Raw genomic sequence first — 20,920 nt, 5'->3', positions numbered from 1 at the left:
CACGGAACGGCCATATTCGGTCAGACCGAAAGAGGGAGAACCTTTACCGTCTCTTGCCCCGATGCGACGGTGCGCCGCCGTTCCGCACCGCGGCACCGCCGAGTGCGGGCACGCGGTGGGCCCGGCATTGCGATCATCCGATGCCGGGCGGCCGCCGCACCGCGCCGGGCAGGGCCGGGCGCGCGCGGTTCGGGGATCGAAGATTCAGAGGCCCAGCGCCGCCGGTCCGGCGGCGTCTGGGCCAGGAGTCCGCTGCTCGGCCCCGCGACGACCTCGGCGTCGCGACCGCGTCCGAAGACGCGTTCGAGCAGTGAATGAGTACGGCGCCGATATCAGGTCAGCGCGGGTTCGCGGTCCTTGACCGCAAGGGACATCACATCGTCGTCCGGCGCCGTCGCGAGCGCGTCGTTCTCTGCCTGAAGCCGTACGAGCTCGGCTTCCAGATCACGTACGCGCTGCTGCAGGCGCCGCATCTCCGCGACCATCCGGGGGTCGGGACCGCCGACGTGGCCGAGTAGAGCCTTCGCCATGACTAAGGGTCCTCCACGCTGAGTAACCAGCAGGGATCGCGCACGAGAATCAACTGAAGTCGGTGCGCGTATCGTCTAGAGTCGCACCGGCCGGTGTCCTGGTCAAGACGCACATCACAGGCCGGTAACAACCTTCCTCTACTAGTTTAGCAGGTACGAACCGGAACGCCCTACCCGGTCACCGCTCCAGAAAACCGGCGGCCTCCCCGCGCGGCCCGCTCCAGCGCTCGGTCACGCCCGTGACCCTGCCCGGACGCCCGGCACCGTCCCCCGCACCGTCACCGCCCAGCAGGCCGAGCAGGCGCAGGCACTTCCCGCGCGGGCCCTCCGCCACGACCTCGACGCGCCCGTCGCGCAGGTTCGTCGCGCTGCCGGCCAGGCCGAGCTCCAGCGCCCGCGACCGCACCCACCAGCGGAACCCGACGCCCTGCACGCGCCCGCGCACCCAGGCGGTGAGCCGCACGATCTCCTCGTCGTCCATCACGCTCCGGAACCCTAGTCGCGCGCCCGCCGGGGGCGCGGCTGGCACACCGGGCAGCTGTAGGACGAGCGGTTCATGAACTCGTCGCGGCGGATCGGCGCGCCGCAGCGGCGGCACGGCTCGTCGCGGCGGCCGTAGGCGTCCAGGGAGCGCTCGAAGTAGCCGCTCTCGCCGTTCACGTTGACGTACAGGCTGTCGAAGGACGTCCCGCCGACGGCGAGGGCGGCCCCCATGACGTCCCGTGCGGCCGCCAGGACGCGCGCGGCCTCGGCCCGCGTCATCGTGTCGGTGGGCCGCGCCCAGTGCAGCCTCGCGCGCCACAGCGCCTCGTCGGCGTAGATGTTGCCGACCCCGCTGATCAGCGACTGGTCGAGCAGTGCCCGTTTGATCCCGGTCTTGCGGCGGCGCAGCGCGTGGAAGAACGCCTCGGCGTCGAACACCTCCTCCAGGGGGTCGGCCGCGATGTGCACGATCGGCTCCGGGACGAGCGCGCCGGCGCCGAACGCGTCCGGGACGAGGTCGGCGAGCATGAGGTGCCCGAACGTCCGCTGGTCGACGAAGCGCAGGTCGTGGCCGCCGTCCTCGAACAGGACCCGGACCCGCAGGTGCTTCTCCCGTTCCCGGCCCGGCTCCCCGACGAGCAGCTGCCCGCTCATGCCGAGATGCGCCAGCACCGCCTCGGACTCGTCGTCCAGCGGGATCCACAGGTACTTGCCGCGGCGGCGCGGCGCCCGCATCGTGCGGCCGGCGAGGCGCGCGGCGAAGTCCGCCGGGCCCGCCGCGTGGCGGCGCACCGAGCGGGGGTGCAGGACCTCGGCGGACGCGACCGCCCGGCCGGTCGTCCAGCGCTCCAGGCCCCGCCGGACGACCTCGACCTCGGGCAGCTCAGGCACCGGCCTGGGCCTCCTGCGCCGCCTGCCCGCCCTGCGCGTCCTGCCCGCCCTGCGCCGCCTGCGCGTCCTGCGCGTCCTGCGCGTCCTGCGCGTCCTGCGCCTGCTCGGCCTGCTCGCCCCGCGCCTCGGCCTCCCGCCGCACGACGATCGCGCGGATCTCGTTCCAGGCGGCCTCGGCGGCGTGCTGCTCGGCCTCCTTCTTGCTGCGGCCCTCGCCCGACCCGTAGGTGCTGCCGCCGACCCGCACCGACGCGCGGAACGTCTTCTGGTGGTCGGGGCCGCTCTCGGCGACGTGGTACTCGGGGACGCCGAGCTCCTCCACGGCCGTGAGCTCCTGCAGCGAGGTCTTCCAGTCGAGCCCGGCGCCGAGCCCGGCCGACCGGGCGATCAGCGAGTCGAACAGCCGGTGCACGAGCGCGGACGCCTCGTCCAGGCCGCGGTCCAGGTAGACGGCGCCGATCAGCGCCTCCAGGGTGTCGGCCAGTATCGAGGCCTTGTCGCGGCCGCCGGTGCCCTCCTCGCCGCGGCCGAGCCGGATGTGGGCGCCGACGCCGAGGCCGCGGGCGACGCCCGCGAGGGCGCGCATGTTCACCACGGCGGCGCGCAGCTTCGCCAGCTGGCCCTCGGGCAGGTCGGGGTGGCCCCGGAACAGGGTGTCGGTGACGACGAGCCCGAGCACCGAGTCGCCGAGGAACTCCAGGCGCTCGTTGGTGGGCAGGCCGCCGTTCTCGTAGGCGTACGAACGGTGCGTCAGCGCCCGTTCGAGCAGGTCGGGGGTCACTTCGACGCCGAGCGCCGCGGTCAGTTCCGCGGGGTCCGGCGTGGGTGCGCTCTTCTTGGCGCTCACGGGCCCTCCTCGCAGGCCGTGCACCGCGCATGGCGCGGTCGCTGGAGCGGCGCGCCGGCCGCAGCGGCCGGGACGGCGAGGACGCGCGGCGAGGAGGATGTCCGCGAAGACGAGGTGCGCGCCGGTCTGCTGATCCCGGCGTGCACCACGGCTCCGGGCGCGAACTCCGCGCCGGTCACCACGCCGACGTCGCGCGCCGGGGTGGTCGGGGTGGGAAGTCCGTCCCGCACCGTGGGGGGCGGGCCGCGCCGCGCGCGGATCCGCCCCCCAGGATGCGAGAAGACTCAGGCCGACGGGGCGATGACCTGCCGCCGGTCGTAGGTGCCGCATGTCGCGCACGCGGTGTGCGGCAGCTTGTGGTCGCGGCACGTCGGGCACTCGACCAGGTTCGGCGCCGCGGTCTTCCACTGCGAGCGCCGGTGCCGCGTGTTGCTGCGCGACTTCTTCCGCTTGGGGACGGCCACGTCAGCCCTCCTGCTTTCCTTCTCGTCGGTCGGATCCACGGAAGCCGGAGCTTCCGTTCCCCCTTTCGGGGGCGTCCGGCGCCATGTCGCCGGCAAGGTCCCGCAGCGCCGCCCACCTGGGGTCGGCGACGTCGTGTTGGTGCCCGGGCTCGACGTCCGCGAGCCGCGCACCGCAGTCCGGGCACAGGCCCGGGCAGTCGTCCCGGCACAGCGGGGACAGCGGCAGTGCGAGCAGCACCGCGTCCCGCAGGACCGGTTCGAGGTCGATGAGGTCGCCCTCGAGGCGGAGCTCATCGTCGCCGGCGTTCCCGCCCGAGCGGGTGTCGTCGTAGACGAACAGCTCCTGGAAGTCCGCCTCAAAGGTCGAGGCGATCGGGTCGAGGCAGCGGGAGCACTCCCCCTCCAGGGGGACCGTCGCCGTGCCGGTGACGAGCACCCCCTCCAGGACCGCTTCGAGCCGGAGGTCCAGCTCGATCGCGGCGCCCTCGGGGACGCCCACCATCTCGACGCCGAAATCCTCCGGTGCCGGCACGGTCAGGCGCTCCTCCCGCGACGACCCGGGTTGCCTGCTCAGAGCTCGGGTGTCGAGCACGAGGGGGGCATGGGGATCGAGGCGAGTCAGCGGATTCCTGCTTCCATGAGGCATGGTGAACGGCGGCCGCCTGTGATGGCCGATGTCCCAGGGTACCGTCCCCGGGGCAGTGCCCCAACTCGCGGCCCCGACTCGCGGCCCCGCCGACCTGGCCCGTCCACCGGATCCGCCCGCCGGATCGGCCCGCCGGACGCGTCCCGCGGGCCGGGCGGTCAGCCCTGCTGCCGGAGGCGTTCCACCAGCCGGTCGTGGACGCTGTCGGGGACCAGCCCGGAGATGTCCCCGCCGAACTTCACGACCTCCTTCATGAGGCTGGACGACAGGAACGCGTACTCCGGGTTCGTCGCCATGAACAGCGTCTCCACGCCGGCGATCCGGTGGTTCATCTGGGCCATCTGCAACTCGTACTCGTAGTCGCTGACGGCCCGCAGACCCCGGACGATGACCGGGATGTCCTGTTCCCTGCAGTAGTCGACGGTGAGCCCGTAGAACTTGTCCACCTTGACGTTGCCGTACTCCCGAGTGACCTCCTCGATCATGTCGGCGCGCTCGTCCACGGTGAACAGGCTCTTCTTGCTCTTGTTGATCAGCACCGCCACGACCACCTCGTCGTACAGACGGGAGGCGCGGCTGATGATGTCGAGATGCCCGTTGGTGACGGGGTCGAACGATCCCGGACAGACGACACGGCGCACGACGCGAACCCCTTCGGTCCCGGTTTCTGACCTGCGGCGTGAACGTACCAAATCCCATTCGGCCCGGTTTCACCCGGGACCGGCACACCGTCCCCGGACGGTGCCCGCCCGCCGCCCGTTCAGTCGCCGAGCGCGTCGATGATCTTCGCGGCGATCGGGCCGGACTCGATGCCGTAGCCGGGCGCCTCGGTCATCACCGCGACCGCGTACTTCGGGTCGCGGCGCGGCCCGAAGCCGATGAACCAGCGGTCGTTGTAGGAGGCGCCCCCGACGTCGGCGGTCCCGGTCTTGCCGCCGAGGATGGAGGTGCCCTTCAGCGTCTTGCCCGTGCCCCGCTGGACGACGGCCTCCATCATGTCCCGCATCTGCTTGGCCTGGTCGGCGGTCAGCGCGCGCGACATCCGCTTCGGCGCGATGGTGTCGACCGTGGAGCCGCTGGGGGCGCGCAGCTTGTCGACGAGGTGCGGCTGCATGACCTCGCCGTCGTTCAGGACGGCGCCGGCGACCATCGCCATCTGCAGCGGCGTCGCGACCGTACTGCCCTGCCCGATGGAGCCGAGCGCGCTGAGCACCGGCTGGTCGGTCGTGGGGAACGAACTGGCGGCGCTCAGCAGCCCGTCGGCGTACTCGATGCGGTCGCCGAACCCGAACCCGGCCGCCTCCTTGTGGACGGCGCCGTTGCCGGGCTCCTCAGCGCCCATGTAGGCGAACGTGGTGTTGCAGGACTGCGCGTACGCCTCGATCAGCGGGATCTGGGGCAGGTCGCAGGAGCCGCCGATGTCGCCCGCGTCGTTGCTGATCGGCTGGCCGCCGCGCGGCGGCTGGTAGCTGCGTCCGGCCCTGACCCTCGTGTTCCCGCTCGCCCCGGCCTCCAGCGCCGACGCGGCGACGACGGTCTTGAACGTGGAGCCGGGCGGGAACAGCTCCCGGGTGGCCTTGTCGAGCAGCGGCTTGAGCTTCTCGGCGTTGAGCCGCTCGAAGGCGCTCTCCGCCTTGTCGCCGTCGAGCGTCGAGACGTCGTTGGGGTCGTAGGACGGCGTCGACGCCATCACCAGCACCGCGCCGGTGTCGGCGTCCAGGACGACGGCCGCCGCGCGGCGCACGCCGGCGGACCGCAGCGCCTTGTAGGCGACGCGCTGCGCCTTGACGTCGACGGTGGCCTCGACCGTCCCGCCGGGGACGGGATTGCCGATGATCTTGTCGACGAGGTTCCGGGTGGCGAGGCGGTCGTCGGTGCCGTCGAGGAAGTGGTTCTGGGCCTCCTCGACGCCGGTCTGGGAGAACACCGAGAAGTAGCCGGTGATCGGCGCGAACACCGGGCCGTCCGCGTAGTGGCGCTGGTAGCGGTCGCCGCCGGTCTTCTCCGACCAGGCGAGCCGCTCGCCGTCCGCGGTGATCGGCCCCCGGTCGATCTTGAAGCGGTCCTGCAGCCGACGGGCGTTGAGGGAGTCGTCGCGCAGGTCCTGCGCCTCGAAGCCCTGGACGTAGGTGATGTTCGCCATCAGCGCGACGGCCATCACCAGAGCGACGACCCAGGTGCGCCCCACCGCGCGGTCGATCCCGGGCTTCATGGGCATGCCTTTACCCGATCCCCTCCCGTGTCAACGGCCGATCGCACGGCCGTACCAGAAAATCGCCTCGCCGTAGCGCCGGTCGCGCTCGGCCTCGTAGCCGTCCGGCCAGCGCAACGCGGGCCCGCGCGCGGCGCGCTCCACGGCGACCAGCGCGTCCGGTGCCGCCCAGCCGTGGTCGCGGAGGTCCTCCAGCAGGCCGGTGACGGCCGCGTCGGCGAGCGCGTACGGCGGGTCGGCGAAGATCAGATCGTAGGGCTCGGCGGGCTTCTGCCGGACGAGCCGCTCGACCTTGTCGGCGCACGGGACGGCGCCGGGCAGCCCGAGCGCCTCGGTGTTCTGCCGGATCACCCGCATCGCGCGCGGATGCGACTCGACGAGCAGCGCGTGCGCCGCGCCCCGCGACAGCGCCTCGAACCCGACCGCGCCCGACCCGGCGTACAGGTCGGCGACGCGGAGGCCGTCCAGCGGGCCGAGGAGCGCGAGGACGGTGGAGAACAGGCCCTCCCTCGCGCGATCGCTGGTCGGCCGGGTGTCGCGGCCCGGCGGGGCGGCGAGCCGCCGGCCGCCCGCGCTGCCGGCGATGATCCGTGTCATGCCTTCTCCAGGAAGTCGGCGCGGTCCTCGTCCAGGAGCGAGGCGAGGACGGTGGCGAGGCCCGGATGGTCCGCGAGGTCGGGATCAGTCCCGACCAGGGCCGCCGCCTCGTCGCGGGCATCGCGGATCACGTCCTCGTCCCGCTGGAGGGTGAGCAGCCGCAGGCTGGACGCGCGGCCGGCCTGGGCGGCGCCCAGCACGTCGCCCTCGCGGCGCTGCTCCAGGTCGAGGCGCGAGAGCTTGAACCCGTCGGTGGTGGACGCGACGGCGTCGAGCCGCTCGCGGGCCTTCCCGCCGGGTTCGGCGTCGGTCACGAGCAGGCAGAGGCCGTGCAGGGAGCCGCGTCCGACGCGTCCGCGCAGCTGGTGGAGCTGGGAGACGCCGAACCGGTCGGCGTCCATGATGACCATGACGGTGGCGTTGGGGACGTCCACGCCGACCTCGATGACCGTGGTGGCGAGCAGGACGTCCAGGTCCCGCTCGGTGAAGCGGCGCATGACCGCGTCCTTCTCGTCGGGGTGCAGCTTGCCGTGCAGCACGCCGATGCGCAGGCCGGAGAGGAGTTCCTCCAGCTTCGGCAGCACCTCCATGATGCCGAGCGGCGACCTGCGCTCGCCCTCCTCCGCGGCCACGGCGTCGCCCTCGTCGCCCTCGCCGCCCTCCTGCTCGCCGATGCGCGGGCAGACGATGTAGATCTGCCGCCCCTTCGTGGCCTCCTCCTTGATCCGCTCCCAGATGCGGGCGAAGAACGCGGGCTTCTCGGGCGGCACCACGTGGGTCTGGATCTCCGACCGCCCCGCCGGGAGCTGCCCGAGGACCGACGTCTCCAGGTCGCCGAAGACGGTCATCGCGACCGTGCGCGGGATCGGCGTCGCCGTCATGACCAGGACGTGGGGGCGCCCGCCGCCGACCTTCTCGCGCAGCGCGTCCCGCTGCTCGACGCCGAAGCGGTGCTGCTCGTCCACGACGACGAGGCCGAGGTCGGCGAACTGGACGCTCTCCTGCAGCAGGGCGTGGGTGCCGACGACGATCCCGGCGCCGCCGGAGGCCGCGTCCAGCAGCGCCTCCTTGCGCGCCTTGGCTCCCTGGGACCCGGTGAGCAGCGCGACGCGGGTGGCGTGCTCGGCGCCGCCGATCTGCCCGGCCAGGGCCAGGTCGCCGAGCATCCCGGTGATCGACCGGTAGTGCTGCTGGGCGAGGACCTCGGTGGGCGCCAGCAGCGCCGCCTGCCCGCCCCCGTCCACGACCTGCAGCATCGCCCGCAGCGCAACGACCGTGTTGTGGGTGGGAGTCCAGCCGTCCGTCACATAGAGACGCTCAGGATGAGCTACGGAAATGCATCGAACCTCTTTGCGCCCGACATACTCGATTGCGCGGATTCCTTTGCGGCGACGTTCGTACTTCGTGCGTGGCTGAAACCTGTCGGCCTTACGCGACAGTCTGAAAGGCGGGTAGTCGTTCGGCAGCGCAATGCTGGTCATCCAGTAATGGTTGCCGACCTTCCGGATCCGTCGGCACCGCGCGTACCCGCCGAGGGAACGGGTCAGCCAGGCAGTGGCTTCGGCCAGTTCCCTGGACGCGGAGACCAAGCTGACGTCCCTGCCGTCGGCCCTCAGCGTCCCGTCCGTGTCCAGCAGACCCTGCAGCATCGCATGGCGTTGTTTGATCGGAGCATTCAAATAGGCGGGCGGAACGAACTTGTCATGAGCGCCCTTGCCATAGACGCCGAGTTCTCGGAGGGCCGCGATCAGCGGATTCCCAGCGCCGCGGCGCTCTCCCAGGATCAACCAGTCGAGCGGACGATCCCGCCGGCGGCGCAGCCTGCACCCGCTCGGAAGGAGTTCGGCGACCGCATCGATGATCTCCTGGTCCTGGCTCGAGATCTCAACCCGCCCGTACTTCATGTATCCGTCCCCGAGCAGCAGTCCCAGGAGATATGGGGCGACCGGCCGCTCCGCAGGCGAGTCCAGTTCGGGCGCTTCGATGAGAGGCACATACCACTTACTGGTTCCGGACTTGCGGAGCAGATCGTTGCGTAGATCGCGAGTGCTCAACACCTTTAGCGCACTCCCCCGGTACCAACCTGTGTCCGTCTTGACCGCCCAGAGATGCTCGTCATCGCATTCAGTGGACGTACCATCAGAAAAGACGATCCTGTATACATCACGTTCGCCTTGGGGAAAGACACCGGTCACCGCCGTGACCTCGCCTCGGGGCGTGGTCACGTGGTCCCCTACCACCAGATCCCCCATCCGGCGGAAGCCTTCGGGTGTCAGCACCTCAGAATCCAATGGCTGTGCTTTGCCCGATCCGACGTCGCCTTGAAGGAGGCGGTGCATGGGGTGTTCTACGGCCAGGTCTGCGGCGATTTCATCGCCTACTTCACGCTGGCCCCTGGTGAGCTCGAAGGGCAGGCGCGCGTCGAACTCCGCCTGGATGCCGCCGAACACCGGCGGGCGCGGCTTGGCCGGAAGAGCCGCGGCGGCGAGGCGGCGCTGGGCCAGGGCGATCTGGACGACGAACGCCTCGTCCCACTTGAGGCGCTTCTTGGCGCGGCCGAGTTCGTCCCAGCTCTTGGGGCGGTGGATGCCCTCGTACGCCTCCCGCAGGCCGATCAGGCCGCGGCGCCTGAGCAGGGTCTCGGGCACCGGATCGGCCGGCAGGTCCAGCGACGTCAGGACGGTCCCGACGGACGTGCCGATCGTCTCGATGGGCAGCGCCTTCGTGGACGGGTAGATCGGGATGATCTCGTCCGCCCACTCCTGCGCGGCCTGCTCGGCGCTCCGCTCGTGGACGACCTTGTACTGCGGGTGGGTGAGCTGCCGGACGGCGTTCCCGCTGCGCGGCCGGTAGGTGCTGATCTTCCCGGCGAACAGCCCGCGGGTGCCGGGCGACAGCTCCTTCTCCGCCTTGTAGGAGCCCTTGCGGCCGAAGAAGCTCAGCTTCAGCTCCCCCGTGCCGTCGGTCACGGTGATCTCCAGGACGTAGCCGGGGTTGCGGGTCAGGGTGCGCCCCTGGACCTTCACGACCTCGGCCATGACCGTGACGTGCTCGCCGTCCTCCAGCCCGTTCAGCTGGGTCAGCTCGCCGCGGTGGGCGTACCGGCGCGGGTAGTGGTGCAGCAGGTCGCCGACCGTGCTCAGGTCGAGGCCCTTCTCCAGCGCCTTGGCCGTCTTGTCGCCGAGGACCTTGCGCAACGGCTCGTCGAGATTCGCCACGCACTCTTTTCTAGCCCATGGGAACGACGGGGCATCACTCAACGCCGATGAGCAAGGGATATCGTTCCTGGCCGCCGCCGTAGACGCCGACCTCCACATCGGGGTGGGCCCGGCGGAGGTGCTCTTCGAGGGCCTCGGCCAGGCCGGGCGCGGCCCGGGCGCCGGTGATCAGCGTGACGAGTTCGCCGCCGCCCGACAGCATCCGGTCCAGGAGGTTCTGGGCCACCTCCGCGACGCCGGCGCCGATCGTGGCGACGTCGCCCTCGATCAGGCCGAGGACGTCGCCCGGCCGGCACAGCCCGACGCTCGTCACCGCCTCCTGCCCGGCGACCTCCAGATGGCCGAACCGCGTCGCGCCGGCGGCCCGGGTCATCTCGATGACGTCCTCGCCGAAGCGGCGCAGCGGGTCGTGCACCGCCAGCGCCGCCATCCCCTGGACGGACGCCTTGGCCGGCACCACCGCGATCCGCGCGCCGGCGTCCCGCGCGCGCTCCGCGGCGGCCTCGGCGAGCGCCAGGACCTCGGGGTCGTTCGGCAGGACGGCGACCTCGTCGCCCGCCGCGAGGATCGCCTCCGCCAGCACCGCGAGCGGCGGCATCGTCCCCGGCTCCCGGCGGACGACCCGCGCGCCGCTCTCCTCGAACAGCGCGGCGAGCCCGTCGGCGGCGGTCACGGCGATCACCGCGCGGCCGGTGTGCGGCGCGTGCGGCTCCCCCTCGCCCGCGTGCAGGCAGCCGATCCGGACCCGGTGCGGGCGCCCGGCCGCCATGCCCGCCTCGATCGCGGCCCCGGCGTCGTCCACGTGGACGTGGACGTTCCACAGGCCGTCGCCGCCCACCACGACGAGCGAGTCGCCGAGGACGTCGAGCCTCGCGCGCAGGGCGCCGACGGCGTCGTCCGGCGCGTCCAGGAGGTACATGACCTCGAAGCCGGGCCCCCGCGGTTCCCCGCGCCCGGGGAGGACCGGCGGCGTCCCGGCGGCGCGGGCGGGCACCTCGTACCGCTCGGGGTACTCCTCGGTGACCACGGCGGCCAGCACGTCGAGGACCACGCACAGCCCGGCGGCGCCCGCGTCGACCACGCCGCTGCGGGCGAGGACGTCCAGCTGGCCGGTGGTCCGGCGCAGCGCCCGGCGGGCTCCCCCGGCGGCGGCCCGGCACGCCTCCGCGAGCCCGTTCCCGCACCCGGCACCGGACGCCGCACAGGACGCGGCACAGGACGCGGCGGCCTCGGCGAGGACGCTCAGGATCGTCCCCTCCACGGGGTGCTCGACGGCGCCGCGCGCCAGCCCGGACGCGTGCCCCAGCGCCCCCGCGAACGCGGCGCCGTCCGGCGGCGTCCGCAGCGGGCCGAGGACGTCCGCGAGGCCGCGGAGCACCTGGCTGAGGATCACGCCGGAGTTGCCCCGCGCGCCGAGCAGCGCGCCCCGCGCCAGCGCCCGCCACGTCTCGGCGGGGCCGGCGGCGTCCGGCAGCCCGTCCAGCGCCTCCGCCGCCGCGATCACGGTCAGGTGCAGGTTGGTGCCGGTGTCGCCGTCCGGGACGGGGAACACGTTGAGCGCGTCGATCTCGCCCCTGGCGCGCCCGAGCGCCTCCGCCGCCAGCCGGCACCAGCGGCGCACCGCCGCCGCGTCGAGCACCTCGCCCAAGGACCCGCCCCCCTGCTCGTCCGGCCGCCGGCGATTCGCCTACCGGCGGGGTGTCGGCTAGTCTGGTCCGCGCACCTCTTTCCGAGGCGCCCATCAGTGAGCACCCATGATGCCCGGCCCGCTCGTCGGCGGCACCGGGCGGCGCTCCGGCCAGAGCTTCTACACCACTTGGAGTTTCCCGTGGCTTCCGTCTGCGACGTCTGCGGCAAGGGACCCGGTTTCGGCATGCGCGTCTCCCACTCGCACCGCCGCACCCCGCGCCGCTGGAACCCCAACATCCAGCGCGTGCGCGCCGTCGTGAACGGCAGCACCAAGCGCGTCAACGCCTGCACGTCCTGCATCAAGGCCGGCAAGATCGTCAAGCCCACGGTCTGACCCCGGCCGGGGGCGGCACACCCGCACGACCTTCAAGTCGGCTCATCGGAAACCCGATGAGCCGACTTTTGCATGCCCGGCCCACACCGCCGGTCCCACCCGATGGGCCCGAACGTCGAGCGCGGTCCCGCACGAGACGCATCCCGCGCCCCAGGTGCGGGGTGTGGCGGACGAGTCAGTGGCGCTGGCGCCAGGCGTGGTCCACCGGGCCGATGCCGGCGCCCAGGGGGAAGCCCGCCGCGATCGCGCCCGTGACGTACTCCTTGGCCTTCGCCACGGCCGCGGGGACGTCCTCGCCCAGGGCCAGGTTGGAGGCGATGGCGGAGGCGAGGGTGCAGCCGGTGCCGTGGGTGTGGCGGTTGTCGTGCCGGGGAGCGGTGAAGCGGTGCTCGTGCTCCCCGTCGAAGAGCAGGTCGGCGGGCTCGCCCGGCAGGTGGCCGCCCTTGATCAGGACCCAGTCGGGGCCGAGTGCCTTGACGGCCTCGGCGGCCTCGCGCAGCCCGGACTCGTCCACGACCTTGATACCGGTCAGCTGCTCCACCTCGTAGAGGTTGGGGGTCACGACGGTCGCGGCCGGGAGCAGGGCCGTGCGGACGGCGTCGACCGCGTCGGGGGCGAGCAGCGCGTCGCCGTGCTTGGAGACGCCCACCGGGTCGACGACGGCGGGCGCGTCGGAGGCCGCGATGGCCTCGGCGACGGTCTCGACCAGCACCGTGGACGCCAGCATCCCGGTCTTGAGCGCGTGCACGCCGATGTCGGACAGGACGGAGTCGAGCTGCGCGCGCACCGCCTCGGGAGGCAGCTCCCAGTAGCCCTGGACGCCGAGCGAGTTCTGCGCGGTGACGGCGGCGATGACGCTCATCCCGTGGACGCCGTGGGCGAGCATGGTCTTCAGGTCCGCCTGGATCCCGGCGCCGCCGCCGGAGTCCGAGCCCGCGATGGTCAGCACGAGCGGCGGGGTCCGGGGCGAGGGCGGGATACGCGACATACCGCCCACCCTATGGCGCTCTGACCGGTTCGGCGATTCCTCAGACCAGGGCGCAGGGCAGCTTGTTCAGGACACAGCTGGACGGCTTGGCGGCCGTGCCCCGCGCCGTGAACACGATCCGGACCTTGGCGCCGGGCGCGATCGCCTCACGGCTCCGGACGAACGGGACGCTGCCGGTCCGGACGGCGGTGGCGCCGCTGATCGCGGTGACCGAGGCACCCTTGATCTTGAAGGCGAGCGCCCACCCGGTGACGGGCTGCGCGCCCTCGTTGGCGATGGTGGCGGTGGCCTTGAAGCCGCCGGGCGTCTCGGCGACGGCGCGGAAAGCGATCACCAGGCCGTCGGCGCGGGCCGCGCCGCGGCCGGCGCGCTCGCCCGGGCCGCGCTGGGAGACCTGGCTGTCACGCGGGTTGGTCACGGTGTCGCGGGGGGCGCCGCCCGCGAAGTTGAGCGATATCTGCTGCGTGCTCAGCGCGTAGGAGACGATGCCGACCGCGATGACGAGCGCGACGATCGGCAGCAGCGGGAGCGGCAGCATGGAGACGAACTTCGTGAGGCCGCGGCCGCGGGGAGGGTCGGACAGCGGCGCTCGCCGCCGGTCCGGCGGTTCCAGGGGCACGTCGGAGGCGGGGGCGCCGGGGTAGTCGCCCGGGTAGTCGCCGGGGAGCGGATCGAACCGGTACCCGCCGGGTGGGCCGTGCTGGCGCTCGGCGTCGGGCGGCGGTGTGCCCGGCCGGGGCCGCTCGTACGACGACACGAACACCCGGTCGTCGGTCGGCCCGGAGAACGCCTCGTAGGAGGGGTCGTAGCCCGGACCGTCGTAGCCCGGACCGTCATGGGAGGGACCGTCGTAGGAGGGATCGGAGGGAGCCCCGTAGTACGGCCCGCGGGACGCCGGGGCGCCCGGAGCGGGTTCGCCGTCCGGTTGCTCGTTCCTCGTGTGTCGTCCCATCCCATCCTTCTTCGATCACAGGATGTATACCAAACCCGTACCAAACCTGCCTACCGGATGCGGCAACGCACACGGCTGTACGCGGTGCGTGCGCGGGCCGTTCAGACGGCGAAGTGGTCCCACCCGCCGGAGGGCGGTTCGCCTCCGTCCACGCGCACTCCCGATCCCGTCGTCACGACGCCGATCCGCGACCAGGACGGCGGCGGCGGGCCGGGGAAGACCCCGGCGAACGCGTGGTCCTCGCCGCCGGTGAGCGCGTGCCGCAGCCCGTCCGGCCCTAGGATCTCCGGGACCGGCACGGACGCGGAGTCGATCTCGATCCGGACGCCGCTCGCGTCCGCGATGTGCCCGAGGTCCTGGACGAGCCCGTCGCTCACGTCCAGCAGCGCGGTGGCGCCGTACTCCCGCGCCTCGCCGCCGGCGCCGTAGGGCGGTTCGGGACGCCGGTGCGCCGCGATCAGCTCCGCCGCCCCCGCGCGCCCCCCGGTGAGCAGTTCCAGCCCGGCGGAGGCGAACCCGAGCCTGCCCCGGACGGCCACGACGTCACCCGGGCACGCGCCGGACCGGGTCAGCGGCGCAGCGCCGCCGAGGTCGCCGAGCGCGGTGACCGCGAGCGTGATCTGCGGCGCGGAGACGACGTCGCCGCCCGCGACGGACGCCCCGGCGGCGCCGCACTCGTCCGCGAACCCGTCGTAGAGCCGCTCGGCCCATGCGGTCTCGGTGCCGGCCGGTGCCGCGAAGCCGATCAGGAGGGCGGTCGGCCGGGCGCCCATCGCGACGACGTCGGCGAGGTTCTGCGCGGCGGCCTTGCGCCCGATGTCGTAGGGGCCGGACCAGTCGCGGCGGAAGTGCCGCCCGTCCACCAGCAGGTCGGTGGTGGCGACGACGCGCCCGTCCGGCGCGGCGACGACCGCCGCGTCGTCGCCGGGGCCGAGCCGGACCGCCGGGCCCTGCGGCAGCCGCCGCGTCAGCCGGCCGATCAACCCGAACTCGCCCAGCTCACCGATCGTGCCCATCCGCGCCCGTCCCCCGTGTTCCGCCTGCTCGGCCCGCTACCGCGCGGCACCCGGCACCCCGGGCCCCCGTGGCGGCGCGTAACACGATACGGTGAACCGTCCGACGGTCGATTCTCCGCTTGGGGAGGACGTGATGGTGCAGGCCTACATCCTCATCCAGACAGAAGTCGGTAAGGCCGCCGAAGTCGCGGGCCACATTTCCGGCGTGACGGGTGTCACCCTGGCGGAGGACGTCACGGGACCCTACGACGTGATCGTCCGGGCGGAGGCGCGCAATGTCGACGAGCTGGGCAAGCTCGTCGTGGCGCAGATCCAGTCGGTGGACGGCATCACCCGCACCCTCACCTGCCCGATTGTCCACATCTAAAGGGCCGTTGGCGGCGGGGCTCGCCGCGGTGGCGGTGCTGGCGGCGGCCTGCGGCGGCGGTGCCGTGCAGGTGCCCGTGCCGAGCCCGGACGCGGCCGGCTCCCGGCTGTGCCAGGGCCTGCGGCTGCCCGAGAAGGTGCACGGGCAGGAGCGCCGCGACACCTCCCCGAACTCGCCGCTGACCGCCGCGTGGGGGTCGCCCGCGATCGCGCTGCGCTGCGGCGTGCCCCGGCCGGCCGCGCTCCGGCCCACGTCGCAGCTCGTGACGATCAACGGGATCGACTGGTTCGGCACGCCCACCGACCGCCCGGTCACGTGGACGGCGGTGGGCCGCCAGGCCTACGTCGAGGTCACGGTGCCGCCGAAGTACGACCCGGCCGGGGACGTGCTGATCGAGCTGGGCCCGTCGATCACGTCGACGATCCCGGCGAAGCCCGAGGGCCAGATCTGATCACCAGATCGGGACCGGGCTCTGCCCGCGCGGGTAGTAGCCGGGGATCGGCTCACCGGACGCGGCCCGCTCCAGGCGCCGCTTCATCCCGTCCGACAGCACGTCCGCCTTCATCATCTCGACGAACACGGACGTGACGTTGCCGAGGTCGAACCAGTCGCGCTGCCACGACCACTGCCGGTTCCCGGCGTACCGGAACCAGGACCCGCCGATGCCGAGCACCTCGTAGGGCGTCCCGTCGGGGCGGCTCGCGTCGGCGACCTGCTTCCAGAACCCGACGACCTCGCCCTTGGCCTCGTCGACGAGGATGCTCTGGTACGGGTAGGTCCAGCCGTCGAGGCCGCCCATCTCCAGGCCGAGCGCGATGTCGCGGATCTCGCCGCGGCCGACGGCCATGAAGTCCTGGTTCGGGCCGATGTTCCAGCCGTAGGTGGCGTCCTCGGTGTAGAGGTCGGCCAGCGGACGCCAGTCGCCGGCCTCCTCGCAGCGGCGGTTCTCGGCCAGCCAGTGCTCGACCATCGCGTCGAGTTCTGCACGGGGGAACGCGGGCATCATGTCTCCAGCAGTGTGAGGGCCCGGGTCGGGCAGTAGCGGACGGCGGAGGTCACCTCGGCGCGCCTGTCCTCGGACGGCTCGGCGTCCAGGACGCGCACCTTGCCCCGGTTCGGGACTTCGAAGACGTCGGGGGCCTCCAGCTCGCACATGGCGTGCCCCTGGCACAGGTCCAGGTCGGCCTCGATCCTCACCGGCGCCTCCTGCGGTACCGGACGGCGCACGGCTGGGCGAGCTGGACGACCATCTTGGAGTGGTCGTTGCGGTAGGTCTCGGGCGGCTGGGCGAGGTCGAACTCCCAGTCCCGCAGCAGTACGGAGAAGATGGCCTTGAGCTGCATCATCGCGAAGTTCGCGCCGACGCAGCGGTGCCGTCCGGCGCCGAACGGCACCCACGTCCAGCGGTTGAGCAGGTCCTCCTCGCGGGGCGCGATGTAGCGTTCGGGGACGAACGCGTCCGGGTCGGGGAAGTCGGTGCCGATCCGGTTGGAGACGGCGAGGCTGCAGCCGACCATCGTCCCGGCGGGGATCCGGTGGCCGCACACCTCCTGGTCGGACTGCGCGACCCGCAGCAGCAGGATCAGCGGCGGGTGCAGCCGCAGCGCCTCCTTGACCGCCGACTCCAGCCGCGGGATGGCGCGCAGCGCCTGGAACGACACCTCGCTGCCGTCGTCGTACAGCTCGTCCAGCTCCCGGACGACGCCGTCGAGCACGCCGGGGTGGCGGAGCAGCTCGATGAGCGTCCAGGCGGCGGTGCCGGACGTGGTGTGGTGCCCGGCGAACATCATCGAGATGAACATGCCGGTGACCTGGTCGGCGTCGAACTTGAGCGTGCCGTCGGCGTCCTTGATGGACATCAGGACGTCGAGGAGGTCGCGGTCCTCCTTCGGCGGCTTCGGCGGGCGGCCGTCCATGATCCCCTGGACGAGCGCGACGAGCCCGGCCCGGGCCGCGTCGCGCTTGCGGAAGCTCTCGATGTCGGCGTACGGGTCGACGTAGGCGATCGCGTCGGTGCCGCGCTCCAGGTCGTGGTACAGGTCGGCGAACCGGCGGTCGAGCTGCTCGCGGAACTTGCGCCCGATCAGGCACGCCGACGAGGTGTAGATCGTCAGCTCGGCGAAGAAGTCGAGCAGGTCGATCTCGCCCTCGTCGCCCCATCCGGCGACCATCCGGTCGACCTCGGCGGAGATCGTCGCGGCGTGGCCCTTCATGAACGAGCCCTTGAGCGCCTGGTTGTGCAGGGCCTCGCGGCGCTGCTCGGGGGTGGCGTCGAAGACCACGCCCTCCCCGAAGATCGGCGTCATGAACGGGTACGCCTCGGCCTGGTCGAGTTCCTCGTCGGGGGCGCGGAAGAAGAACTCGTTGGCCTCGGCGCCCGACAGGAGCACGACGCGGCGCCCGGCGAGGACGAACTCGCCGACGTCGCCGCACTCGTCCCGGACGCGGCGCATCAGCCCGATCGGGTCGGTGCGCAGCTCCTCCAGATGGTCGGGACCGCCCGACACGACGCGCGGCTCCACCAAAGCGGTCATGATTCCTCCAGGGGGGCTTCGGGCTGCACTTCGACGAGCCGGAGATGGGCGCCGCGCGGTGTCGCGACGATCGCGGCGACGGCGGCGGCGACGTCGGACGGGCGCAGGAAGTAGGGGTGGCGGGCGTGGCCCCACTTCGCCCAGTCCGCCAGGACGGCGCCGGTGGTGTCGGCGTCCCAGGTCATGCCCATGCCGGTCGCGGTGGGGCCGGGCCTGACGATGGACGCGCGCACGCCCGTCCCCTCCAGTTCCATCTGCATGGTGCGGGCCATGCCCTCGACGCCGTTCTTGGCGGCGACGTAGGCGCCCGTCCAGGAGCGCGGGATGGGGACGGTGTCGGACGAGATGAACACGATGTCGCCGCGCGTCCGCGCCACCATCCGCGGGACGAAGTGCGACACGAGCCGGTGCGCGCCGACGAGGTGGACCTGCAGCTGCGCGAGGAAGTCGTCCGGGTCGAGTTCGTGGAGCCGTTTGGCGGACAGGTCGCCGGCGCTGGAGACGACGACCTCGATCGGGCCGAGCGCGTCGCCCGCGGCCACCGCGAACGCCTTCACGGAGTCGGAGTCGGCGACGTCGAGGGGGTGCGCGAACGCCTCTCCCCCGCCGGCCCGGATCGTCGCGGCCAGCTCCTCGCACTTCTCGGCGCGCCGCGCACCGAGCGCGACCGGGTGCCCGGCCATCGCCAGCGCCGTTGCCGTGGCCGCGCCGATGCCGGACGACGCGCCGGTCACCACCGCCGGGCGCCGCTCCGGATGGGGGTCGAACCGGGGCATCTACCGCACCTCCACACGGACGGGCAGCGCCGCGAACCCGCGGACGTTCACCGAATGCACCCGCTCGGCCTTCGCGAAGTCGACCTCGTAGGACGCGACGTTCCGCACGAACTCGGTCAGCGCGATGCGCGCCTCCAGGCGGGCCAGGTTCGCGCCGAGGCAGAAGTGCCGCCCGCCGCCGAAGCTGACGAGCTGGGAGGTGTCGCGGTCGAGGTCGTAGGTGTCGGAGTCCTGGAACACGCGCGGGTCGCGGTTGGCCGATCCGACCAGCAGCAGCAGCCGGTCGCCCTCGGGGACGCGCCGCCCGTGCAGCTCGACGTCCTGCGCGACCTGCCGGGCCAGCATCTGGCTGGAGGTGTCGTAGCGGAGCGTCTCCTCCACCCAGTCGTCGACCCGCGCGGGGTCGTTCAGCGGCTTCGCCGCCTCGGCGGGGTTGCGCGCGCCCCAGTACAGGGCGTTGGCGAGCAGCTTCGTCGTGGTCTCGTTGCCGGCGACGACCATCAGGAACAGGAACGCGATGATCTCGGTGTCGTCCAGCCGGTCGCCGTCGATCTCGGCGTCCAGCAGCGCGGACGTCAGGTCTTCGGACGGCTTGCGGCGCCGCTCGGCGACCATGTCCTGGTAGTAGCCGACGAGGGTGAGGGCGGCGTCCATCCCGGCGGGCGGAACGTCGTTGAGGCCCTCGTCCCGGTGGACGACCGTGTCCGCGAGGCGGCGCACCTCCACGCGGTCGGCCTCGGGGACGCCCATCATCTCGGAGATGACGTCCATGGGCAGCAGGCCCGCGAAGTCGGCGACGAAGTCGAACTCGCCCTTCTCCAGGGCGGGCTCCAGATGGCGCAGGGTCAGCGCCCTGATGCCGTCCGCCATCTCCTTGACGCGCCGCGGCGTGAAGCCCTTCGACACGAGCGCGCGCATCCGCGTGTGCCGTGGCGGGTCGAGCGCGAGGAACGACATCGTCCGGTGCGCGTGCGGGCCCCAGGCGCTCGGTTCCAGCGAGACGCCGTGCGAGCTGGAGAACGTCGCGTGGTCGCGGAAGGCCGCCGCGACGTCGGCGTGCCGGGACAGCGCCCAGAAGCCGAGTTCGTCGTTGCGGTAGAGGGGCGCCTCCTCGCGGAGGCGCTCGTAGACGGGGTAGGGGTCCTCATGGACGGCGTAGTCGAACGGGCTGTAGGAGACCTGCGCGGCAGGGTCCACGGCCGTCACCTCACTCCGGGGGGTCGGGCAGGATGAGCTCTGCCATCTCGGCGAGCCGGTCGGCCATGCGGGCGTAGGACGTGTAGCCCATGCCCGCATGCACGAGCGCGCCGGTGTAGGCCAGTTCCAGCGCGCCCAGGATCTTGGGGTCGTCCTGGTCGCGGAGCGCGGCCCGCAGCCGCTCGCGGATCGCGACGCCGATCCGCACCCGCAGCTCGCGGACGTCGGGGTCGGTGCCGAGCAGCGCGGTGGTGCACGCCGCCGCCAGCTCCGGCTCGTCCGACACCAGCAGGGCGATCTCGCGCAGCGTCTCCACGACGCGTTCGAGCAGCGTGCCGTCCGCCTCCACCGGCGGCAGCGCGCTGAGCCGCCGCCAGAACACCTCCGTGATCAGATGGTTCTTGGAGGCGAAGTAGGTGTAGGCGGTCGCCGGGGCGACCCCGGCGCGCTTGGCCACGTTGCGGACGGTCAGCCCCTCGTAGCCGGTCTCGCCGACCTCGGCCACGGCGGCGTCGGTCAGCCGCCGCACCGTGTCGGCCTGCCGCTCGGTGAGGCGGCGGCGGGTGGGCTCGGTCGTCAGCTGCTCGTTACCGGACACGTGTCCAGACATTAGTTCAGAAAGACGCCCCGCGCAACGGCGCCGCGCCGCCGGGCCCGCCGGCCGAGCAGGTGGGCGGAGTGGCGGGGCGGACGGGTGGGGCGGGTGGGATTCGAACCCACTCAGCGCGAGGCACTTGGTTTACAGCCAAGCCCGACTCTCCGAGCGTCGGCGCCGCCCCTCATGACCGGCCTGCAATACGCGGGATGACCCGCGTCGTACCTCCGGAGGGATTCGAACCCCCATCGCACAGCACCTCATGCTGCCGTCTCTGCCGTTGGACTACGGAGGCGTGCGTGCGGCTCCCGGGATTCGAACCCGGAGCGTCCACTTCCTGAGAGTGGCCCCTCTGCCGGTTGGGGTAGAGCCGCATGGATCGCGAGGGAGGCGTCACTCGCGGCGGCTCGGCCGGGGGTCTCGCTACGAGGCGGGATACCGGCCGGGGCGGGCGTGCGACGCCGAGGGCAGTCGTAGTCGGTACTGCTCCAGAGCCATGGCCGGTCCTCCTCTCCACCGTCGCCGACGGGCTGACACCGCCTACGGTGCCAGCCCCGGCGCACGGCCCGCAACGGGTTTTCCGG

At 72.7% G+C, this 20,920-nt stretch carries 23 protein-coding genes, 3 tRNA genes and 1 pseudogene; 3 read left to right on the top strand and 24 right to left on the bottom strand.

Features of this window, described 5'->3' with window-relative positions; genetic code table 11:
• Nucleotides 1-332: 332 nt before the first annotated feature.
• The 12 genes and pseudogenes from ABZ806_RS11810 to ABZ806_RS11755 all read right to left on the bottom strand — a co-directional run bounded on the left by ABZ806_RS11810 (nt 333) and on the right by ABZ806_RS11755 (nt 11,527).
• Nucleotides 333-530: a hypothetical protein gene (locus tag ABZ806_RS11810; RefSeq protein ID WP_083946295.1), complete on the bottom strand. Its 198-nt coding sequence runs from the start codon at nt 528-530 to the stop codon at nt 333-335.
• 178 nt (nt 531-708) lie between these two features.
• Nucleotides 709-1,014, bottom strand: a complete 306-nt coding sequence (locus tag ABZ806_RS11805; protein WP_500216859.1) for an acylphosphatase — start codon at nt 1,012-1,014, stop codon at nt 709-711.
• An 11-nt stretch (nt 1,015-1,025) separates the two neighbouring features.
• Nucleotides 1,026-1,904 (bottom strand): bifunctional DNA-formamidopyrimidine glycosylase/DNA-(apurinic or apyrimidinic site) lyase, encoded by an 879-nt coding sequence (gene mutM, locus ABZ806_RS11800; RefSeq protein ID WP_500216858.1) that lies wholly within the window; start codon nt 1,902-1,904, stop codon nt 1,026-1,028.
• Nucleotides 1,897-2,709, bottom strand: a complete 813-nt coding sequence (gene rnc / locus ABZ806_RS11795) for a ribonuclease III (RefSeq protein ID WP_500216922.1) — start codon at nt 2,707-2,709, stop codon at nt 1,897-1,899. Before rnc ends, mutM begins: the two co-directional genes overlap by 8 nt.
• 326 nt (nt 2,710-3,035) lie before the next feature.
• Nucleotides 3,036-3,215: a 50S ribosomal protein L32 gene (gene rpmF / locus ABZ806_RS11790; protein ID WP_067632153.1), complete on the bottom strand. Its 180-nt coding sequence runs from the start codon at nt 3,213-3,215 to the stop codon at nt 3,036-3,038.
• 1 nt (nt 3,216) lies between these two features.
• A complete protein-coding gene (locus ABZ806_RS11785; protein ID WP_500216857.1) occupies nt 3,217-3,861 on the bottom strand; it encodes a YceD family protein in 645 nt (214 codons plus the stop codon).
• Between the two features lie 158 nt (nt 3,862-4,019).
• A complete protein-coding gene (gene coaD, locus ABZ806_RS11780; protein ID WP_500216856.1) occupies nt 4,020-4,502 on the bottom strand; it encodes a pantetheine-phosphate adenylyltransferase in 483 nt (160 codons plus the stop codon).
• A 119-nt stretch (nt 4,503-4,621) separates the two neighbouring features.
• Nucleotides 4,622-6,079 (bottom strand): peptidoglycan D,D-transpeptidase FtsI family protein, encoded by a 1,458-nt coding sequence (locus tag ABZ806_RS11775; RefSeq protein WP_500216855.1) that lies wholly within the window; start codon nt 6,077-6,079, stop codon nt 4,622-4,624.
• A 24-nt stretch (nt 6,080-6,103) separates the two neighbouring features.
• Nucleotides 6,104-6,670 carry a 16S rRNA (guanine(966)-N(2))-methyltransferase RsmD gene (gene rsmD, locus ABZ806_RS11770; protein WP_500216854.1) on the bottom strand — a complete coding sequence of 189 codons (567 nt, stop codon included), beginning with the start codon at nt 6,668-6,670 and terminating at the stop codon, nt 6,104-6,106.
• Nucleotides 6,667-8,319 carry a helicase-related protein gene (locus ABZ806_RS11765; protein WP_500216921.1) on the bottom strand — a complete coding sequence of 551 codons (1,653 nt, stop codon included), beginning with the start codon at nt 8,317-8,319 and terminating at the stop codon, nt 6,667-6,669. The genes rsmD and ABZ806_RS11765 overlap by 4 nt, the downstream gene beginning before the upstream one ends.
• Before the next feature lie 1,065 nt (nt 8,320-9,384).
• A pseudogene (locus tag ABZ806_RS11760) lies at nt 9,385-9,987 on the bottom strand (OB-fold nucleic acid binding domain-containing protein); the annotation flags it as partial.
• Complete coding sequence (locus ABZ806_RS11755; protein ID WP_500216920.1) at nt 9,923-11,527, bottom strand: DAK2 domain-containing protein; 1,605 nt, start codon at nt 11,525-11,527, stop codon at nt 9,923-9,925. The pseudogene ABZ806_RS11760 and the gene ABZ806_RS11755, both read right to left, overlap by 65 nt.
• 189 nt (nt 11,528-11,716) lie before the next feature.
• Here ABZ806_RS11755 and rpmB point away from each other — a divergent pair, with 189 nt between their 5' ends.
• Complete coding sequence (rpmB, locus tag ABZ806_RS11750; RefSeq protein WP_395985714.1) at nt 11,717-11,911, top strand: 50S ribosomal protein L28; 195 nt, start codon at nt 11,717-11,719, stop codon at nt 11,909-11,911.
• Between the two features lie 175 nt (nt 11,912-12,086).
• Here the strand turns inward: rpmB and thiD are convergent, their stop codons facing one another.
• The 3 genes from thiD to ABZ806_RS11735 all read right to left on the bottom strand — a co-directional run bounded on the left by thiD (nt 12,087) and on the right by ABZ806_RS11735 (nt 14,867).
• Complete coding sequence (gene thiD, locus ABZ806_RS11745; RefSeq protein WP_500216853.1) at nt 12,087-12,899, bottom strand: bifunctional hydroxymethylpyrimidine kinase/phosphomethylpyrimidine kinase; 813 nt, start codon at nt 12,897-12,899, stop codon at nt 12,087-12,089.
• Between the two features lie 40 nt (nt 12,900-12,939).
• Nucleotides 12,940-13,851: a cellulose binding domain-containing protein gene (locus ABZ806_RS11740; protein ID WP_500216852.1), complete on the bottom strand. Its 912-nt coding sequence runs from the start codon at nt 13,849-13,851 to the stop codon at nt 12,940-12,942.
• 101 nt (nt 13,852-13,952) lie between these two features.
• On the bottom strand, nt 13,953-14,867 hold the full coding sequence (locus tag ABZ806_RS11735) for a thiamine-phosphate kinase (RefSeq protein WP_500216851.1): 915 nt from the start codon (nt 14,865-14,867) through the stop codon (nt 13,953-13,955).
• A 133-nt stretch (nt 14,868-15,000) separates the two neighbouring features.
• Between ABZ806_RS11735 and ABZ806_RS11730 the strand changes: the two genes are divergently transcribed.
• The gene (locus ABZ806_RS11730; RefSeq protein WP_500216919.1) at nt 15,001-15,234 is read left to right on the top strand and encodes an Lrp/AsnC ligand binding domain-containing protein; all 234 of its coding nucleotides are present in this window, start codon (nt 15,001-15,003) and stop codon (nt 15,232-15,234) included.
• Nucleotides 15,221-15,685 carry a DUF3515 domain-containing protein gene (locus ABZ806_RS11725; protein ID WP_500216850.1) on the top strand — a complete coding sequence of 155 codons (465 nt, stop codon included), beginning with the start codon at nt 15,221-15,223 and terminating at the stop codon, nt 15,683-15,685. The genes ABZ806_RS11730 and ABZ806_RS11725 overlap by 14 nt, the downstream gene beginning before the upstream one ends.
• Here ABZ806_RS11725 and ABZ806_RS11720 read toward each other — a convergent pair whose 3' ends face one another.
• The 9 genes from ABZ806_RS11720 to ABZ806_RS11680 all read right to left on the bottom strand — a co-directional run bounded on the left by ABZ806_RS11720 (nt 15,686) and on the right by ABZ806_RS11680 (nt 20,710).
• The gene (locus ABZ806_RS11720; RefSeq protein ID WP_500216849.1) at nt 15,686-16,237 is read right to left on the bottom strand and encodes a hypothetical protein; all 552 of its coding nucleotides are present in this window, start codon (nt 16,235-16,237) and stop codon (nt 15,686-15,688) included. It lies immediately after the preceding gene.
• Complete coding sequence (locus ABZ806_RS11715; protein WP_500216848.1) at nt 16,237-16,431, bottom strand: ferredoxin; 195 nt, start codon at nt 16,429-16,431, stop codon at nt 16,237-16,239. The genes ABZ806_RS11720 and ABZ806_RS11715 overlap by 1 nt, the downstream gene beginning before the upstream one ends.
• On the bottom strand, nt 16,428-17,768 hold the full coding sequence (gene cyp51, locus ABZ806_RS11710) for a lanosterol 14-alpha demethylase (protein ID WP_500216847.1): 1,341 nt from the start codon (nt 17,766-17,768) through the stop codon (nt 16,428-16,430). The genes ABZ806_RS11715 and cyp51 overlap by 4 nt, the downstream gene beginning before the upstream one ends.
• Nucleotides 17,765-18,544: an SDR family oxidoreductase gene (locus ABZ806_RS11705; RefSeq protein WP_500216846.1), complete on the bottom strand. Its 780-nt coding sequence runs from the start codon at nt 18,542-18,544 to the stop codon at nt 17,765-17,767. The genes cyp51 and ABZ806_RS11705 overlap by 4 nt, the downstream gene beginning before the upstream one ends.
• Complete coding sequence (locus ABZ806_RS11700; RefSeq protein ID WP_500216845.1) at nt 18,545-19,741, bottom strand: cytochrome P450; 1,197 nt, start codon at nt 19,739-19,741, stop codon at nt 18,545-18,547.
• A gap of 10 nt (nt 19,742-19,751) precedes the next feature.
• The gene (locus tag ABZ806_RS11695; protein ID WP_500216844.1) at nt 19,752-20,339 is read right to left on the bottom strand and encodes a TetR/AcrR family transcriptional regulator; all 588 of its coding nucleotides are present in this window, start codon (nt 20,337-20,339) and stop codon (nt 19,752-19,754) included.
• A gap of 97 nt (nt 20,340-20,436) precedes the next feature.
• Nucleotides 20,437-20,520, bottom strand: a tRNA-Tyr gene (locus tag ABZ806_RS11690).
• 38 nt (nt 20,521-20,558) lie between these two features.
• Nucleotides 20,559-20,631 (bottom strand) — tRNA-Leu (locus ABZ806_RS11685).
• Between the two features lie 5 nt (nt 20,632-20,636).
• Nucleotides 20,637-20,710 (bottom strand) — tRNA-Leu (locus tag ABZ806_RS11680).
• Between the last annotated feature and the right edge of the window lie 210 nt (nt 20,711-20,920).

This window comes from Spirillospora sp. NPDC047418 (assembly GCF_040643275.1).
Lineage (GTDB): Bacteria > Actinomycetota > Actinomycetes > Streptosporangiales > Streptosporangiaceae > Spirillospora.
Note: the sequence above shows the minus strand (reverse complement) of the source record. Positions and strands in the feature narration are given on the sequence as shown.

Bases quoted from the DNA above. Each gene is read 5' to 3' on its own strand.
- ABZ806_RS11765 (WP_500216921.1), bottom strand. From the start codon at position 8,319: ATGCTGCAGGGTCTGCTGGACACGGACGGGACGCTGAGGGCCGACGGC.
- rsmD (WP_500216854.1), bottom strand. From the start codon at position 6,670: ATGACACGGATCATCGCCGGCAGCGCGGGCGGCCGGCGGCTCGCCGCC.
- ABZ806_RS11730 (WP_500216919.1), top strand. From the start codon at position 15,001: ATGGTGCAGGCCTACATCCTCATCCAGACAGAAGTCGGTAAGGCCGCC.
- ABZ806_RS11720 (WP_500216849.1), bottom strand. From the start codon at position 16,237: ATGCCCGCGTTCCCCCGTGCAGAACTCGACGCGATGGTCGAGCACTGG.
- ABZ806_RS11775 (WP_500216855.1), bottom strand. From the start codon at position 6,079: ATGCCCATGAAGCCCGGGATCGACCGCGCGGTGGGGCGCACCTGGGTC.
- ABZ806_RS11810 (WP_083946295.1), bottom strand. From the start codon at position 530: ATGGCGAAGGCTCTACTCGGCCACGTCGGCGGTCCCGACCCCCGGATG.
- ABZ806_RS11705 (WP_500216846.1), bottom strand. From the start codon at position 18,544: ATGCCCCGGTTCGACCCCCATCCGGAGCGGCGCCCGGCGGTGGTGACC.
- ABZ806_RS11740 (WP_500216852.1), bottom strand. From the start codon at position 13,851: ATGGGACGACACACGAGGAACGAGCAACCGGACGGCGAACCCGCTCCG.
- ABZ806_RS11735 (WP_500216851.1), bottom strand. From the start codon at position 14,867: ATGGGCACGATCGGTGAGCTGGGCGAGTTCGGGTTGATCGGCCGGCTG.
- ABZ806_RS11785 (WP_500216857.1), bottom strand. From the start codon at position 3,861: ATGCCTCATGGAAGCAGGAATCCGCTGACTCGCCTCGATCCCCATGCC.
- cyp51 (WP_500216847.1), bottom strand. From the start codon at position 17,768: ATGACCGCTTTGGTGGAGCCGCGCGTCGTGTCGGGCGGTCCCGACCAT.
- thiD (WP_500216853.1), bottom strand. From the start codon at position 12,899: ATGTCGCGTATCCCGCCCTCGCCCCGGACCCCGCCGCTCGTGCTGACC.